The organism is Collinsella ureilytica, assembly GCF_019795105.1.
Lineage (GTDB): Bacteria > Actinomycetota > Coriobacteriia > Coriobacteriales > Coriobacteriaceae > Collinsella > Collinsella ureilytica.
Window position 1 is genome coordinate 86,770 of record NZ_JAIMFO010000009.1, and the last position, 16,817, is coordinate 103,586.

Annotated in this window: 18 protein-coding genes; 13 read left to right on the top strand and 5 right to left on the bottom strand. The window is 52.6% G+C overall.

Features of this window, described 5'->3' with window-relative positions; translation table 11 throughout:
* The first annotated feature begins 87 nt into the window (after nt 1–87).
* From K6V98_RS08120 to K6V98_RS08130, 3 genes are all read left to right on the top strand, one after another.
* Nucleotides 88–903: an ABC transporter substrate-binding protein gene (locus tag K6V98_RS08120; RefSeq protein ID WP_222200026.1), complete on the top strand. Its 816-nt coding sequence runs from the start codon at nt 88–90 to the stop codon at nt 901–903.
* Nucleotides 904–988: 85 nt separating this feature from the next.
* A complete protein-coding gene (locus K6V98_RS08125) occupies nt 989–2,353 on the top strand; it encodes an amino acid ABC transporter permease (protein ID WP_222200027.1) in 1,365 nt (454 codons plus the stop codon).
* On the top strand, nt 2,350–3,099 hold the full coding sequence (locus K6V98_RS08130; protein WP_306792862.1) for an amino acid ABC transporter ATP-binding protein: 750 nt from the start codon (nt 2,350–2,352) through the stop codon (nt 3,097–3,099). The genes K6V98_RS08125 and K6V98_RS08130 overlap by 4 nt, the downstream gene beginning before the upstream one ends.
* Before the next feature lie 151 nt (nt 3,100–3,250).
* On the opposite strand, the gene K6V98_RS08135 is transcribed toward K6V98_RS08130, so the two are convergent.
* Together K6V98_RS08135 and K6V98_RS08140 are read right to left on the bottom strand one after the other, a co-directional pair.
* Nucleotides 3,251–4,159, bottom strand: coding sequence for a YaaA family protein (locus K6V98_RS08135; RefSeq protein WP_222200028.1), 909 nt, complete (start codon nt 4,157–4,159; stop codon nt 3,251–3,253).
* A gap of 36 nt (nt 4,160–4,195) precedes the next feature.
* On the bottom strand, nt 4,196–5,587 hold the full coding sequence (locus K6V98_RS08140) for an aminopeptidase (RefSeq protein WP_222200029.1): 1,392 nt from the start codon (nt 5,585–5,587) through the stop codon (nt 4,196–4,198).
* 279 nt (nt 5,588–5,866) lie between these two features.
* On the opposite strand from K6V98_RS08140, the gene K6V98_RS08145 reads away from it, so the two are divergent.
* On the top strand, nt 5,867–6,880 hold the full coding sequence (locus K6V98_RS08145; protein WP_222200030.1) for a DUF389 domain-containing protein: 1,014 nt from the start codon (nt 5,867–5,869) through the stop codon (nt 6,878–6,880).
* 57 nt (nt 6,881–6,937) lie between these two features.
* Nucleotides 6,938–9,706, top strand: coding sequence for a DNA polymerase I (gene polA / locus K6V98_RS08150; RefSeq protein WP_222200031.1), 2,769 nt, complete (start codon nt 6,938–6,940; stop codon nt 9,704–9,706).
* A gap of 10 nt (nt 9,707–9,716) precedes the next feature.
* On the opposite strand, the gene K6V98_RS08155 is transcribed toward polA, so the two are convergent.
* The 3 genes from K6V98_RS08155 to K6V98_RS08165 all read right to left on the bottom strand — a co-directional run bounded on the left by K6V98_RS08155 (nt 9,717) and on the right by K6V98_RS08165 (nt 11,794).
* Nucleotides 9,717–10,052, bottom strand: coding sequence for a restriction endonuclease (locus tag K6V98_RS08155; RefSeq protein WP_371734549.1), 336 nt, complete (start codon nt 10,050–10,052; stop codon nt 9,717–9,719).
* Between the two features lie 60 nt (nt 10,053–10,112).
* Nucleotides 10,113–11,240 carry a tyrosine-type recombinase/integrase gene (locus tag K6V98_RS08160; RefSeq protein WP_222200032.1) on the bottom strand — a complete coding sequence of 376 codons (1,128 nt, stop codon included), beginning with the start codon at nt 11,238–11,240 and terminating at the stop codon, nt 10,113–10,115.
* Nucleotides 11,241–11,422: 182 nt separating this feature from the next.
* The gene (locus K6V98_RS08165) at nt 11,423–11,794 is read right to left on the bottom strand and encodes a helix-turn-helix transcriptional regulator (protein WP_222200033.1); all 372 of its coding nucleotides are present in this window, start codon (nt 11,792–11,794) and stop codon (nt 11,423–11,425) included.
* 167 nt (nt 11,795–11,961) lie between these two features.
* Between K6V98_RS08165 and K6V98_RS08170 the strand changes: the two genes are divergently transcribed.
* The 8 genes from K6V98_RS08170 to K6V98_RS08205 form a co-directional block, all read left to right on the top strand.
* A complete protein-coding gene (locus tag K6V98_RS08170; protein ID WP_306792867.1) occupies nt 11,962–12,171 on the top strand; it encodes a helix-turn-helix domain-containing protein in 210 nt (69 codons plus the stop codon).
* Between the two features lie 237 nt (nt 12,172–12,408).
* The gene (locus tag K6V98_RS08175) at nt 12,409–12,726 is read left to right on the top strand and encodes a helix-turn-helix domain-containing protein (RefSeq protein ID WP_222200035.1); all 318 of its coding nucleotides are present in this window, start codon (nt 12,409–12,411) and stop codon (nt 12,724–12,726) included.
* On the top strand, nt 12,727–13,452 hold the full coding sequence (locus tag K6V98_RS08180) for a BRO family protein (RefSeq protein WP_222200036.1): 726 nt from the start codon (nt 12,727–12,729) through the stop codon (nt 13,450–13,452). It abuts the gene before it with no gap.
* Nucleotides 13,453–13,546: 94 nt separating this feature from the next.
* Nucleotides 13,547–13,999 carry a putative PDDEXK endonuclease gene (locus K6V98_RS08185; RefSeq protein WP_222200037.1) on the top strand — a complete coding sequence of 151 codons (453 nt, stop codon included), beginning with the start codon at nt 13,547–13,549 and terminating at the stop codon, nt 13,997–13,999.
* Nucleotides 13,992–14,963, top strand: a complete 972-nt coding sequence (locus tag K6V98_RS08190) for a YqaJ viral recombinase family nuclease (RefSeq protein ID WP_222200038.1) — start codon at nt 13,992–13,994, stop codon at nt 14,961–14,963. The genes K6V98_RS08185 and K6V98_RS08190 overlap by 8 nt, the downstream gene beginning before the upstream one ends.
* A 28-nt stretch (nt 14,964–14,991) precedes the next feature.
* Nucleotides 14,992–15,852 (top strand): recombinase RecT, encoded by an 861-nt coding sequence (locus K6V98_RS08195; RefSeq protein ID WP_222200039.1) that lies wholly within the window; start codon nt 14,992–14,994, stop codon nt 15,850–15,852.
* Nucleotides 15,853–15,901: 49 nt separating this feature from the next.
* Nucleotides 15,902–16,330 carry a single-stranded DNA-binding protein gene (locus K6V98_RS08200; RefSeq protein ID WP_222200040.1) on the top strand — a complete coding sequence of 143 codons (429 nt, stop codon included), beginning with the start codon at nt 15,902–15,904 and terminating at the stop codon, nt 16,328–16,330.
* Between the two features lie 38 nt (nt 16,331–16,368).
* The coding region (locus K6V98_RS08205; RefSeq protein ID WP_222200041.1) for a DUF6291 domain-containing protein at nt 16,369–16,817 on the top strand (449 nt) is incomplete at its 3' end.

Below are 16,817 nucleotides of genomic sequence, written 5' to 3' on the forward strand. Positions count from 1 at the left end.
CAGTTTGCATCCAAAGGCATAATCGCCGATAGTGTTATCACTTTAGATGCTTCGATATAGAAGGTCGAAGCGAGAAAGGGGTACGTAATGAAACTCTTGCAAAAGATTGGCGCTGTTGCAGGCATTGCACTTGCTGTTACACTTGCCGGATGCGGAGGCAAAGCGCCCTCAGCTCAAACAGGCTCAGGTCAAGCTCTCGCAGAGTATCAGCTGGTAAAAGAGGGTGTGCTAACCGTTGGAACCGCTGCTGAGTATGAACCCTTTGAGTATGTGGATAACGGCGAGTATAAGGGCTTTGACCTCGACCTTATTAAGCTGGTAGCAGAGAAGCTCGATCTCAAGGTTCAGATCGAAAATGTTGACTTCGATACCATTGTTCCCGGTGTTGCTTCTGGTGCAAAGTACGATGTGGGCATTGCTGCTATTACCGTTACACCTGATCGTAAGAAGCAGATTGACTTTACGGATACCTACTATATGGATGATCAGGCCATTGTTACCATGAAGGACAATGCTGAGATTACGGCAGACAATTACACTGAGAAAATCAATACGCCAAGCATGAAGATTGCTGTGCAGTCGGGCTCAACGGCTGAGGCTTTTGCAAAGGAGAATTTCCCCAATGCTGAGCTGGTGCCCTTCAAGAACGCAACTGACTGCTTCTCGGCACTGCAGGCAGCCCAGGTAGGCTCGCTGGTTACCAATCGTTCGGTCGCCGCTCAAATGGTTGCTTCCACCTTTGATAATGAGCAGGTTATCAAGCAGGTTTCTACCGGTGAGGATTATGCCATCGCCGTGGGCAAGGGTAATGCTAAGCTTAAAGAGGATATTAACCGCGTCTTGAACGAGTTGGAGCAAGACGGCAGCATTGATGCGCTGATGGAGCGCTACAACATTAAGTAGCGCTGATGATCGCGCGCTGACAAGCCCCTTCTCGCCTAGGCGGGGAGGGGCTTGTTGGAGCCGGGGACTCTATGATGGGAGAGTTTTGAAACCATTCGATGCGAGAACGACCGGCGGACGCTTATCCACGCGCCTCGCCCTTACGGCTGCTGCTGTCCTTTGTTTGTTCGTGCAGGCGCTTCTGGCCACACCAGCATCTGCGCTTGAGGTAACACGCTTAAGCGCTCAGCCCAATGCGGATACCGGAAGTGATGTGGTCGGCGGGATTGATACACGCCTTACCTGGGAGGTTCAAGCTGCGGAGGATGAAGTTGTAAGCGGACTCACCCTTACCTTTCCCGAAGGAAGTAGCTATACCACCGAAGATGCCCGCTTGACGTTCTTGTCTGGCCAAGACCTGATGGATCGCAGTTTTCCTCGCTGTACCTTCACGGCAGATGGTCAGACTTTAGCGATTCGCCTACAAGAGCCTGCTCCTGCTGGCGTGTATGTGCGTGTAGAAGTCTACGGGGTGCAGTTCCCCGCTGCTGGCGGAGATATTACGATCGAAGGCGGTTATACGCTTGCCTCTGGCCAAACGCATGAGGTAGACGGTATGGGGGCTATTGCCGTGCGCGGCACCTCAATTGTTGATCGTCTCGCTGCTTCACTTGAAAGCCAGCCTTGGGTTCAGGCGTGGAATGCAAATCGTTTCTTGCGCCTGTTTGCAAACCCTGTCTTGATTGTTACGAGCCTGCCCATCATCTTTTCAGGCTTTTTGATGGCGCTTGCCATTGTGCTGGTGGCCTTTCCCTTGGCAATTCCTGTGGGCTTTGGCCTTTCGCTCATGCGTATCTCAAAGCTTAAGGTGCTTCGAGCACTTGCCAGTGTGTATGTGAATCTCATCCGAGGAACACCAGCCTTTTTGCAGATCTATATTGCATTCTTTGGCCTGCCCTTAGCCGGTGTTAATCTGGGCAACTATCCACTCGGCGTCATTGTGATGGCAATGAACTCAGCGGCTTATTTGTGTGAGATTTTCCGAGCAGGCATTCAATCGATTCCTACCGGCCAGGGTGAGGCTGCACGCTCCCTTGGTATGACCGGTATGCAAACCATGGTCTCGATCATTATTCCTCAGACATTTAGAAACGTCATTCCAACGCTTACCAGTGAGTTTATTCTGCTCTTCAAAGACACCTCATTGTTGGCTGCCGTTGGTGTTATGGAAATCGTGATGTATGCCAAGACGATTGTGGCCACCACCGGCTCGATTACTCCCTATGTGGTCGCTGCCTTCTTCTATCTGCTCGTTACCCTGCCACTTGCAGGCTTTGTAAGCCGCCTAGAGGCACGCCTCCATGGAGCAGATACCGGACGAATCCCTTCTGACTCAGACGATGAAGACGGACATGAGGACAAGGCTCAGGATCACGCAGATCTTGCGCTTGCAGGAAAGGACGCATCATGACCGAGCAAGGAGCAGACGAGCCCATTATCTCGATCCGAGGTCTTGGCAAAAGCTTTGGAGACACAGTGGTGCTTCGCTCAATTGATCTAGAGATTGCTCGTGGCGAGGTCGTCGTTATCTTGGGACCTTCGGGTTCGGGCAAGTCTACGATGCTGAGGTGTATGAATTTACTTGAGCGTCCCTCATCCGGAAAGATCTTTTTTAAAGGAAAAGACATTACGGCTCCAGGCATTGACGTGAATGCCGTGCGCCAGCATATGGGCATGGTGTTTCAGCAGTTCAATCTCTTCCCTCATCTATCCGCCAAGCGCAACGTCATGATTGCCCAACGAAAAGTGCTCAAAAGAAGCCGAGAAGAGGCGGAGCGTATTGCCCTTGAAGAGCTTGATAAGGTGGGTCTGGCAGATCGTGTGAACTATATGCCCGCACAGCTCTCGGGCGGCCAGCAGCAGCGCGTGGCAATTGCACGTGCGCTTGCTATGAACCCAGACGTTATGCTGTTTGATGAGGCAACGAGCGCGTTAGACCCTGAGCTTGTTCGTGATGTGTTGGGCGTCATGCGCGATCTGGCACATCGAGGAATGACCATGGTGGTGGTCACGCATGAGATGGGCTTTGCCCGTGAGGTGGCCGATCGGGTGGTTTTCATGGATGGTGGCGTCATCGTAGAGCAGGGCACGCCTGAGCAGGTCTTTGATCATCCTACCTCCGAGCGCACGCAAGACTTCTTGGGCCATATTGCCTAGGTTCGAGCACGGTTCGCGCGGCCAGCGTGAGGTTTGCTTATAGCCTGAGGCTGAAGATCAAGAGGATATGGTCGCGGTAGTTCGTATGAGGCGCATGTGGGGCGGCAGTTCGGCATGCGGGGCGGCAGTTCGGCATGTGTCTTTTTTCTCGCTATGCTGCATCGCGCACAAAGACTAGAGTCTGGTTGAGCTTGTGATCGCGAGACGATAGCTCGGGAGCATATCGATAGCCAATACAAAACTCGGTGAGCTCGTCGGTGTTGTTGAGTCCACGTTCTGCCATCCAGCGAACCATAGATCCGCGCGCAATTTTGCTGGCTCTGGCTCGCTGTTTGGGCTGACCGTACTGTACCAGTTCAGCAAAAATGCAGGTTGTACAGGGTGTGCCTGGGGAGAGATGGGGGAGGACTGCGCGGGCATATTCAACGCTCGCGAGATTAATCAGTTCTACCGGTTCGGTTTTCTCTGCTGCCTTGGGCTTGCGTGTACCAGCTTCATCATCAGTGCAAGCTGCATCATGCACGTCAACCGCAGCATGTTCGCCGTGCAAAACCGTGTAAGCGAGTGTGTCTCCCCAAAACTCATAGAGGTTTCGCGCTGATCCTACAGCGAGGCCTGAGCCCATCTCAAGCCGATAGGGCAAAACAGCATCAAAAGGCGCAAGCACCCCATAGAGCCCTGAAATAATTCTTAGATGCTCATCAAGCCAGGAAAGCGATGCATCATCGAGCACGCCCGGAGCAAGGCTTTGGTATTGGATGCCAGAATAGGCAAGGATTGCCGGGGAAAGTCGGGGTGTCCACGCGTGTCCTAAGATTTCGCTTTTGCGCTGCGGAATCCCATCTTGTATGAGATCTTCAAGCATGGGCTTGCAAGTCGCAAACAGCCGATCGCTCACCTTCCAGAGCTGCTGGAGCTTGGGGTCGGCATACGTTGCAAGCTCCTGAATAATCTTCGTGGCCTCGTATGAGTGTGCCGGAACGTCCGTGATAGGAAGGTCATCTGCGCCAGCGAGCATTTGTTTTGCTGGAGAGATAATGACACGGATTCCGGCACTCATACGTACTCCTTAGAGGTAGTGCAGCTGAGCTCTCTCTTAGGCGCGGCTAATAAACGCCTTGTAGCCACGATAGGCCTCATAGACATCTGCCTTATCGGCAACTTCCCAGAGCGAGTGCATCGACAAGACGGCAACCCCAGAATCGATAACATCCATGCCATACTCTGCCAGGATATACGCAATCGTTCCGCCGCCACCCGCATTGACGCGTCCAAGCTCACAGGTTTGGAAGGCCACGCCGGCGCTATCCATAATGTCTCGGATGAGCGCCATATACTCGGCATTCGCATCGTTGGAGCCAGACTTACCGCGCGATCCGGTGTACTTGTTAAAGCACAGTCCGCGTCCTAAGAAGGCCGCATTGCGCTTCTCAAAGCGATCTGCATACAGCTGATCAAAACCAGCAGAAACATCGCTTGAGAGCATGCGCGAGCGGGCAAGAGCGCGTCGCAGCGCCAAGGGATTATCTTCTCCTGCCAAGGTCATGATCTCTGCCACCGTATTTTCAAAGAAGCGGCTCGTCATGCCTGTGGCACCAACAGAGCCAATCTCTTCCTTGTCGACGAGCAAACAGACGCTGGTGCGCTCTACATCTGAAACGTCGAGCTCGGCTTTGAGCGACGTATAGGCACAGACCCGGTCATCATGCCCGTAGCCCAAGATCATTGAGCGATCAAAGCCAAGCTCACGGGCCCTGCCTGCGGGCACGACTTCAATTTCTGCAGAGAGGAAATCTTCCTCCTCAATGCCATAGCGCTCAGCGAGCAGCTCCAGCACCCGCCGCTTAACGGGCTCTTCAATCTTTTCATCGTCAGTTGCCGCGAGCGGCCTGCCGCCGATGAGGACATCGAGGTTTTCGTGTTCTACTGCCTCAGATGCCGGCTTTTTCATCTGATCAGAGGCCAGATGGATGAGGAGGTCTGAGATGCAAAAGACGGGATCGGCAGGATCTTCTCCAATGGAGATATCAACGGTTGAGCCATCGCGGCGGCAGACCACGCCGTGGAGCGCCAGTGGTGTTGCAACCCAGTGATAAGCCTTTACGCCGCCGTAATAGTGGGTATCCAGATAGGCCAAGTCACCCGCTTCGTAAAGGGGGTTTTGCTTGAGATCCAAGCGCGGGCTATCGATATGCGCGCCCAAGATATTCATGCCCTCTTCAATGGGACGGCGCCCGATGGTGGCAAGCAGTAAGGTCTTGCCATGGGAGAGGGCATAGACCTTGTCTCCTGCGCTCAGGGATACCCCTTGTTCAATGAGGGTGTTGAGATCCTTGTAGCCTGCAGCTTGGGCGAGGCGTACAGCAGCCGAAGCACAGGCGCGCTCGGTCTTATTGGTACTAATAAAGTCGATATATTCAGCTGCGAGCGTTTCAAGCTCTTGTAGCTGATCGTCGCTATAGCGATTCCAGGCGTTTGGTCGCTCCATAAACATGGCTCCAATCATTCGGATGTTTGTCTGTCCGCTTCACTATATCGCGCTCGAGCTATCAGTGCACGAAAGGGGTTGGTGAAGTATGGGTGCGTGCACGAGAAGGGCACGACTTGAGCATGCAGTACCTCTCTTTGCCTCAGTAGCGAAAGAACACTCCATCCCGTATCATGTTTGGAAACGAGCTCTTTCCTCGAGCTACGCTTTCATACCTTTTGCACTCGATTCTGCTCGCGCGTGTGCGCACGAACGTGTGCGCACGAACGAAAGGCGACTATGAAAAACCCGCTACTCGCCCTCGCCCGGCTTCTGCGGGGAGGAGACCTTGATCGAGCTGCCCTAACCGAGGCCTGTCGCAGTTCCTTTGTGAAGGTGGCTGATCCGATCGAGCAGTATTCTTCGTTCTTTTTACGACTTGCGCTCTCGGCAGTGATCGCTACCGGAGGCGTGGCGGCAGGTTCGCCGGCAGTCGTGATTGGAGCTATGCTCATCGCTCCTTTAATGTCGCCGATGCTTGGCACGGCGTTAGCGATTGTGACGGGGCGCCCGCGAGCGGCAATTCGCACCCTGCTGGTTACAGCAACAGGAGTGGCGCTGGCCATTGGTGTTGCGATTGTGGTGAGTGCTGTGGTGCCGATTTCGGTTAATACGGCAACGAATCAAGAAGTGCTCGCACGCACCTCTCCGCGCTTGGTTGATCTGGTCGTAGCTCACGCCTCAGGCCTTATGGCTGCGCTCGCGTTAATTCGAGACGATATTCCCGATGCAGCGCCAGGCATTGCTATTTCTGCTTCCATTGTTCCTCCGCTTTGTGTGGTGGGCATTGCGCTGCAAAGTGGTGATCTCGCATCAGCTGCCGGTGCGATGCTCTTGTTTGGCGCAAACTTTTTCTCAATTCAAGTGATGTGCTGCATTGCGTTTGCTGCTATGGGTCTGGGCGCTCGTGCATACTCTGAGGGTGCCGAGCGTGCTCGTAAGCTCTGGTATACGGTGGTAGTCATTGGCGCTCTTGCGGTGGCTGTTCCGCTCACCCTTGCAAGTAAGGATGTTATTGAGCAAGCTGCTCGCCAGCGCGCTGCTACGGGCGCTACGCTTTCGTGGCTTGATACTTCAGATTATCGCCTGCGCGAGATTGACCTCGATGAGGATGTCTTGTCGTTAGAAATTGCAGGCTCAGGGCGAGCACCATCAAAGTCTCAGCTGGCCGATCTGCTCTCTCAAGCAGATGTATCTGTGGGCGAGATTCGTATTGCTACCGTGGTAGAGAGCCGTTTTTCTGTTCGCAAATAGGTAGAGCTTCCCCGCTTGCTCTAGACTGGAACAAGGTACCGAGTGAAACGAGGATCTATGTCTGACGCATCAACGCGTACTGACCGTATGACCATGGCCGTTATTGACGGAAACTCTTTGATGCACCGCGCCTTTCATGCGGTGCCTCCTACTATGACGGCTCCCGATGGCCGTCCGACCAATGCCGTCTTTGGCTTTTTGAACATGTTCTTAAAGATGATCGATGCCTTTCATCCCGATGCGGTTGCCTGCGCCTTTGATAAGGGTCGCCCCCAGGTTCGTATGGATATGCTGCCGGAGTACAAGGCGCATCGCCCGTCGATGGATGATGATTTACGTCAGCAATTCCCCCTCATTAAAGAGGTACTGGAGGGGCTCTCTGTTCCCATTCTTGAGGCAGAAGGGTGGGAAGGTGACGATATTTTAGGAACGGTTGCGCGTTTGGGCGAGCAGGCGGGCATGGACGTCCTGCTGATTACGGGCGACCGGGATATGTATCAGTTAAGCACCGATCACGTAAAGATCGTAGGCACGCGCAAGGGTCTTTCCGATGTGCAGATTATGACTCCTGAGACCGTTCAAGATCTCTACGGGGGTATCACGCCCGATTTGGTTCCAGATTTTTATGGCTTAAAGGGTGATAGCTCAGACAATATTCCTGGTGTTCCAGGCATAGGTCCCAAAAAAGCTGCCGCCCTCATTGCTCAGTATGGAGATCTTGATGGCGTGATTGCCCATGCGCATGAGGTAAAAGGCAAGATGGGGGAGAATCTCCGTGCCCATATTGAGGATGCTCTTGTTTCTCGCAAAGTTGCCACAATCTTAACGAATGCTCCGATTGAAGTTGATTTTGAAGCAGCTCAGTTCCCGGGCTTTGATGCGGCTGCGGTCAGAAATACTCTAGGCAGCCTCGGCATTAACTCGATGCAAAATCGTCTTCTGGATCTGCTTGGCGATGATACAGATCATGCAGGAAGCTCGCGTTTTGTCTTGCCTGAGCTGTTAGAGGAGGCTCAGCAGGAGGGTACGGCGGGGCTTGTGGTAGCTGTGACTGAGCTTGAGCGCGCCATTGAGGAGGGGCTCTGGATTGGCGCTTCTATAGAAGAGCAGCAAGATCAACCCGGGCTGTTTGGTTCTGAGAAGACCTTATGGCTTGCAACCGATCGAGCGCTCTTTTCGGTGAGTGACGCCTTTGGTGCTGCAGGCACGCTTACAGCGCCTGGCTATGATTGCTCGCAAGGACTCATCCCGGCTGTGCTCAAGCGCCTAGTTCAAGCCGGAAGGCTTGTATCAACAGATATTAAGACGCTCTTGCACCAGCTGGCTCCGGTTGACTCCTCAGAGCCTGCGCTTATGGATCTTGCTCACGTGGATCCTCAGCGCATCTTCGACTGCGGAGTAGCTGCCTATCTATTAGATTCCTCACAGTCAGACATAGCTGAGATGCAGATGGCAGAAACGTATCTGGGCTTGAGTCTGCTGCCAGCAGCAGGGGAGGACGGAGCTCCTCACGATGCCTGTGCGGTAGCTGCAAGAAGTGCTGCCTTGGCTCGCACACTCATTGAACCTTTAACGGCAAAGCTAGAAGCCTTAGGCGCGACGTCGGTGTTCACAGACATTGAGATGCCGTTGGTTTCTGTGCTTGCTGATATGGAGCGGACGGGCATGCTCGTTGACCCCGATCGTTTGCATGAGCTTTCTTTAAAATTGGGAAGCCAGATTGCTGAGCTTGAGGCTCAGATTCGCAGCCTTGCAGGAGACGATAGCTTTAATCTTTCGAGCCCTCAGCAGCTCTCGCGCGTACTCTTTGAGACCATGGGCTTGCCGACCAAGGGTTTGAAGAAAACTCAGCGCGGCTACTATTCAACGAATGCTCGGGTGCTTGAGGAGCTTGCGCACGATCATGAGGTGGTGCGCTTAATCTTGGAGTACCGAGAAAAGACCAAGATCAAGTCTACGTATCTTGATACCTTAGGAGCGCTTCGCAAAGCAGATGGGCGAGTGCACACTACCTATAACCAGACCGTCACGGCAACTGGTCGCCTTTCGAGCTCAAATCCTAACTTGCAAAATATCCCTACGCGCTCAGAGCTGGGGCATACGGTAAAGACTGCGTTTTCTGCAGGCCCTGGCTGTCTCTTTTTGGCGGTTGACTACAGCCAAATTGAACTCCGCCTTCTCGCTCATCTCTCAGGGGATGAGCACCTCATCGCCGCTTTCAATGAGGGGGAAGATTTCCATGCCGAAACGGCAGCTCGTGTTTTTGGAGTATCGATCGATGAGGTAACTCCTGAGCTCAGAAGCCGTGCCAAGGCTGTGAACTTTGGCATTGTATACGGGCAGCAAGCCTATGGTCTTTCTCAGACGCTTGATATCCCTCAGGCTGAGGCTCGGGAGATGATTGATCGGTATTTTGCAGCGTATCCGGGTGTGCGAACCTATCTTGATGAGACGGTGGCTCAGGCGAAGCGCCTTGGCTATGCCGAGACCATGTTTGGGCGGCGTCGTCCCATCCCAGAGCTTGCAAGTAGAAATCCCAACCTCCGCCATTTTGGTGAGCGCACGGCCATGAACCATCCGATGCAGGGCAGTGCTGCAGACATTATTAAGCTCGCCATGATTCGGGTGGCCGCGCGCCTGCGTGAGGAAGATTTCAGCGCTCGCATGATCTTGCAAGTTCACGACGAGCTCGATTTTGAATGCCCGGCATCTGAGCTTGAGCACCTCTCTGCCATGGTGCGAGAAACCATGGAGGGCGTAGTTAAGCTCAAGGTGCCGCTCGTTGCCGATGTCTCATCAGGCGTTACCTGGGCAGAGGCAAAATAGCATACCGGGCTTACTGTGCAGACTCGTACTGGTATGTAGTGCGTACGTTGTAGTGGAAGTCGTAACCCAGGCTCAGCGCTTCAAAGTGTCTCTTGGCGCAGTCGATCTTGATACGCTCAGCATCGCGCAGCGCAGGCTCACCATTTTTGCCGCCCTTGGTTTCGGTTACGAAGTACACGCGGCGCTCGCCTCCGGCGTCTTCCACATAGGCCCAGTCGGGATTGTAGCTTCTCAGTGGCGTATCAATCTTGAATGAAGAAGGGAGCTTGGCGAACACGAGCACCTCGTCTTGTTTGTCCAATGCTTCGGCAAAGGTGCGCTCCACACTTGAGGAATCGTATACCACGTAGCAATATCCAATCTGACAAAACCACAGGTAGAAGGCTTGTATAAAGTCTGTTTGTCCCTATTTGTCCCAATTTCCTAAATTTTCCCATTTCTCAAACGCCATAGATACGGTCTCAACTAACTGTTCGGTGGTGGGTCGGACATAATGCTTGTCTGATATCGAATTCCCAGCATGCCCCATGAGATGCTCCACATGCTCTAGGTCGGCTCCAAGTGTCCATCGCATGTATGTACGCCATGAGTTGCGTAGATTTCTAAGTAGATAGCAGGGAAGACCGGCTGACTTACAAATACGTTTCCATTCAGACCGCCGATAATAATCTGTGACCGGCTCACCTAGCCCATTGTGAGTGAGTAGCCCGGTTCCTGCTCTCTTCGCAGCTTCTATCACGATTTTTGAGAATGGTTCGGGGATGATAACTGTGCGCTCGCTCTGTTCGTTTTTAAGCGTGTATTCCAACGTTCCGGAGTTATTCACCTGAGCTGTAATCGCAACAGCTGCACAGAGCATCCCGTTAGACGCGGTTATTGCCTGCACATCGGCACCTGTCGGGGCGAGGGACTCGCCTACACGGCATGAGCCGAATGCCGCCAAAATGATAGCTACACGCAGCGGGCTATCCTTAGCAGCATTTACTAGCGCCGCGCATTCATCAAGCGTGTAAATTCCCTTGTCACGCTCAATCACGCCTTTTTTCTTATCGCTCGGGCGGTTGGTATCGTATCTCACTTTAAAGGGGTTCGCCGGTATCATCTCATAGCGAACGGCATACTCCATCACCGGGCGGAGCAAGCCCAAGGCTCGTTTCGTCTGAGAAGCCGTAAGGGTAAGTAACCATTCTTGTATCTCAATCGGGTGTACGTCGGTTACAAGCCTGTTTTCCCACTTATCCCGTACCCGGTTCCATGCGCTCTTGTAATTGATCAAGCTATTTTTTGATAGCGTCTTCTCAGCGCGCGGCCAATACCAACGCTCAAAAACATCACCTATAGTAACGCCTGGTGCGTCTTCATGGTGCGCTGTTTGCATCTGTGATAGATAGAGCCGCGCATCTTTTCTAGAGCCGTGAATCGTCTTAGAACAGCGCCGGTAGCCTTTTCCATCGTGCATATCGCCCCACCAACGGACGCGCCAACGGTTAGTCCCCGCTTTCTCGATGCATCCGTATGCGCTTCGCTGTGCCATTGGCTCTCCTCCTTACGCTATGGGAGAAAGAAGGCGAGGGTTCCGTAGAAGTCCCCCCGCCATAGCCGACTTAAAGCCTACCATTATCCGCCTTCACACTTATAATGGCTTTGTCTCTCCACCGTGTGTGCGATGAGACCCTCTGGGGGCGTTTAGTAGCGCCCCCTGCTTTTCAGAAACTGCTAGACCGCTTTCTTTTTCTCAACTTGCCGCGAATCTACCTCTGACGCTTTTGACATGCCCGCATAATCGCGGGCAGTCATTGTTAGGGCGCGTCGCCTTTCAGGTGTAGCTGCACGATAGTCACGCAATAAAATCTCTTCATCATGTGAAATGTGCGGCGACCCGGTCATTGGGTGGTCTTCGTACCAACCAAGCAACTCATTTAGATCTGTATTCAATGCAACTGCGATATTCCATGCTTGGCTAATATCCGGAAGCGTTTTGCCCAGCTCCCAATTCCCAACAGTTTTTATATCCACTGATAGAAGGGCAGCAAGATTTCCCTGCGTTATCCCTCTAGCTTTACGCAATTCCCGAATTTTAAGCTTCATATCAGCCTCCAATCCCAAGGTCACAAGACGAGTTTATAAGATCAATCTAATATAGGCAAATTTTTTCGTATTTAACTATTGACATAAGAAATAACTTCCCTATAGTTGATGGCATAGGGAATATGTTCCCTATTTGATAGGTAGGAGGTGACACTTTGGAATTCGATTTGAGCCGCGTTGCAGAGAACATCCGAATGTATAGGGCGCGAAAAGATATTAGCCAGCGAGAGCTAGCGCGGTTGACCCATTCGCACCCGGGGTCTGTTTTCAAATGGGAAGACGGGTCTGTTGTCCCCGGGGTGAACAAATTATTTGCAATCGCTGAGGCGCTTGGGGTGACCCCTAATGACTTAGTCGGATGGACTGCAAAAAACTAATTGTCAATAACCAGACCACAGCCTAAAGGCAACTCCGTTCTTTGAAAACTGCATAGAGCGTCGCTAACACCGACGGAAAGGCGTACGCCTCGCATGGTAAGGCGGTCGAGTTTGAGTCAGAGACTCGCTAAACAGGCTCGCGGGGAGGTGTACCCCCAGAAGAAAACACATCACATCAAAAAAAGAAAGGCTACCACCCACCAAGAGGAGCCTTTCTCGACCAAAAAGGAGGTCAACATGAATACTACTACAAAGCAGACGCGCCGTGAAGGCGTAACAGACCTGCTAGCACGCCTTGAAAGTGTGCGCTCGCGTATGGATATCGCAGAAGCGATTGATGTATCAACCGCGCTTAAGTTCGCAGTTGCGGCGGGCTTGCCCCCGAAACTCGCATACACATTCTCAGAAACAGCCCGATTCACCGGCTTTGATGAGCGAAGCCTTCGAAATGAAATGGACGCAGGGCGGCTCCATGCCGTCTGTCCGGTTGGTCAGGCACGCGGTTACCGCATCCCGGTCAAAGAGGTTGACCGTTGGATGGAAGAGGAGTTCTAAATGAATATTATCGAATTCGGCTCCGAGCAATTCGGAGCATTGCGCACCGTCGAATCAGATGGGCGCGTGTATTTCTGCGGTCGCGATGTTGCTACCGCGCTTGGATACGTTAATACCAAAGACGCTATCGCACGTCATTGCAAGGGGGTCGTGAAACGCTACCCCCTTACGACAGCAGGCGGAACGCAAGAAGTTCGCTTCATTTCCGAAGGCGATCTCTATCGCCTTGTCGCGTCCTCAAAGCTCGAAAGCGCTCAGAAGTTCGAAACATGGGTATTCGACGAGGTACTACCCGCCATCCGCCGAGACGGTGGGTACATGACAACCTCACCAGACGAAACACCTGAGGAAACCATGGCGCGTGCGGTACTGATTGCCGAGCGCACCATTGAGCGCCAACGTAGGCAAATAGCAGCAATGCAGACACATGCAAAGATTGGGCGCGCCATCTCAGATGAAGACGGCCTGATCACGGTTACAGAAGCCGCACGCTACATTGCAAGTCTCAACCCGCTAGTTCGTCGCCATCATCTCACCGACTTCCTGCGCGATCGTGAGCTTATGTGCAAAGCAAGCACCGCCCCAACACGCAGGGCAATTGATCAGGGCTGCATGAAACAAGTTGCTTCCCCGCCGATCCAGCACAGCGACGGGACAATCACCCGCCAAGCATACGGGAAGCTCACCGCTAAAGGCTTAGCGCTGTTGGTGAGGGAGTTCGCATGATGCTAAATGACTTAACTGATCAGCAGCGCAATATCTTAGGCGCTATCTTCTTCATCGCGCTCATGCTTGTTACCGGTTTGATTGAGGGCACGGCATGAGCGTAGCTAAGAAAAAAGGCACCACATTTGAAACAGCCGTGGTCAAAGCACTCAGAGCCGGGCTTGAAGATGACCGAGTTGAGCGCCGTGCACTTCATGGTAATAAAGACATGGGTGATATCTACGGGATTTATGCTCATGCGTTTCATGCAATAGCTGAGTGCAAAGCCCACAAACGCATAACGCCTGGTCTCATTGCCGAGTGGCGCTCACAGACAGTAATAGAGCGCGGAAATGCTGATGCAGATATCGGCATGCTTATTGTAAAGGTTTACCGCGCTCCAATTCTTCAATCACAAGTCCACGTTACCACCGCTGATTACCTGCGTCTCGCTGGTCAAACGTCGGTATCTGGTGAGTGGGCTGAGAGTCGTTGGGTGCAGATCACACTTGAAGAAGCAATTGATTTGATCCGATTTGGGATCGGAAAGGATGAAAGCAATGATTAGTGGTGAGGGAGAGTACTTTGACCTCATACGTTTTGATGGAACTGAGGAAGAGATTCACGATTCTTGGCTTTGTTTGCGCCGACAAGGCATCGGAGGATCTGATGTTGCAGCCATCATGGGTCTCTCGCCTTGGTCGTCCCCGTATCGTGTGTGGCTTGATAAAACCACAGGTGTATCTGAAGACATTTCAGGCAAATCCGCAGTCATGTGGGGCAACATTCTTGAGCCTGTGGTAGGCGAGCATTACAAGCAAAACCACCCCGAGCGCACGATTCGGCGTGTAAATGCCATTGCCCGCTCAATTGAGCGCCCATGGGCGCAGGCATCACTTGATTATGAGGTCAAAGACCCTGAGCTTGGTTGGGGCGTGCTCGAGATTAAAACCGCAGGTCTTCGCAGTGCTGATAAGTGGGAGAGCGGTGTACCGCTGTTTTACCAGACACAGGTCGCCCACTACCTCTCAGTTACCGGTCGTCCCTTTGCTGACGTAGCCGTGCTCATCGGCGGGCAAGACTACCGTGAGTACCGCATCATGCGCGACGAGGAAGACATCAAGGCGGTTAACGCCGCTGTTGATAACTTCTGGAACAAGGCGGTTAAAGGTGGTGAGGAGCCAGACCCGGCGGCTGTTGATAACTCATACATCATCAATGCCCATCCAAGAGCTACAGAAGACTTCTTAGAGCTTGGGCAAACGCCTGACGTGCTCGCTGAGTACCTTGCCGCCTGCGATGCATGCAAGGTCGCAGATGAGAATAAGAAGCGCCTCTCTTCAGAGCTGAAACTCAAAATGGGAGACCATAGGGGCATCGTATCACCAGCAGGTAAAATCGCGTGGATTCGCACTAGCTCGACCCGTTTTGATTCTAAGCGCTTTGATGCAGATCATCCGGGGCTTCGCGCCATGTATTCCACTGAGTATATGCGCGACGGTGGTTTGCGCTTCTCACCTGCGAAAAACTAATGACAACTAATAGAAGGGAATTATAACAATGGGAGCAATTGCTAAGGCATCAACTGAGATTAAGAAGTCTGAAAACACCGGTTTTAAGGGCTTGCTTGAGCGTAATTGGAACCGAATTTCTGCAGTGGCACCGCGCCATATGAACCGTGACCGCATGTTTCAGCTGGCACTTTCCGCATACAACCAAACGCCCGAGTTAGCTCAGTGCAGCCCTGCGAGTGTACTTGGCTGCCTCATGAAGTGTACGGCTCTTGGCATGGAGCCATCCGCAGTTGACGGGCTGGGACGTGCCTATATCTTGCCGTTTAACAACAAGAAGACCGGGCGCAAAGAGGCAACCTTCATCCTTGGCTACAAGGGCATGATTGACCTTGCACGGCGCTCAGGTGAGCTTCGAGATATTAGTGCTCGCGTCGTGCATGAGGGAGACGAGTTCGAGTATGAGTACGGGCTAAATGAGACCCTGCGCCACGTTCCAAGTACTGAGCCGATCGACAACCGCCCACTTACTCACGTATACATGGTCGCTCACTTTAAGGACGGCGGGCACTACATCGACGTGATGACAAAACAAGAGGTAGAAGCGGTCAAGCGCCGCTCCAAGGCGGGCAAGTATGGTCCTTGGGCAACTGACTATGAGGCAATGGCGATGAAGTCTGTTATTCGCCGTGCCTTTAAGTTCTTGCCGGTATCTGTTGAGGGCGCAGAGGCAGCAGCGGCTGACGAGACGGTGCAGGTCTTCAACGAAGAAGAGGATATGCCGCTCATTGAGACGCAGCCGAACTATGAGACCGAAGAGGTGCCTGAGGGCGTAGATCCTGAGACCGGAGAGGTCGTAGACGCTCAACCAGCAGAGTCGCAAGCTAAGCCCGGCTCTTACTCATTCTAAGAATTTGATAGCCATTGCATAAACGATCAAAAATTATAAAGGAGAAAACATGACCATGAATCGGGTTTGCCTGATCGGCAATCTTACCCATGATCCTGAACTACGTGCCACACGCAACGGAGCGCAGGTGCTGAATTTCAATCTCGCTGTAAATGAGCGATTTAAAAACCAGCAGACCGGCGAGTGGGAGCACGTCCCTTGTTTTGTTCCCTGCGTCATGTTCGGGGCGCGTGCTGAATCTGTATCCCGCTACCTCTTTAAAGGCTCAAAGGTTGGCGTTGATGGTCGCCTGAAGTACAACGCGTGGGAAGCAGAAGACGGAACAAAGCGCAGCAAACTAGAGGTGGTTATTGATAAGCTCGAGTTTTTAACATCGCGCAATAACGACCAAGCGTCGGCACAGCAGGGGGGCTACCAGCAATACCAGCAAGCGCCCGCTCAGCAGGCACCGGTATATGACGAAGACATCCCGTTTTAGAACAACGGCAAAGACATTATGAAGGAGGTGATTAAAACATGGCTGAAGCATTCTCTGTATCAGAGAAAATCGGTGAGGTGTGCTCCGCTCTAGAAGAACCAGACCGAAAAGAACTAATCTACGCTCTACATATGTATGGCATGTTCGGTGAAGAAGTTGAGTTGTCAGCTGTACATAAAGTTATGTTCGACTTGCTCAAAAAAGAAATTGATTACTCAAAGTCCATGCGAGCTAGAGGAGCAAAAGGCGGACGAAAAAAAGCCGCCAATGCTAAGAAAAATTCTAGCAAAGCTCTACCAAAGAAAGATAAGGTAGATGGCGCTATTTCTTCAGAGAATTCTGCAGCAGAGGGCTACCAAACGCCTAGCAAAGCTCTAGCAGAGGGCTACCAAACGCCTAGCAAAGCTCTAGCAGAGGGCTACCAAACGCCTAGCAAAGCTCTAGCAGAGGGCTACCAAACGCCTAGCAAAGCTCTAGCAGAGGGCTA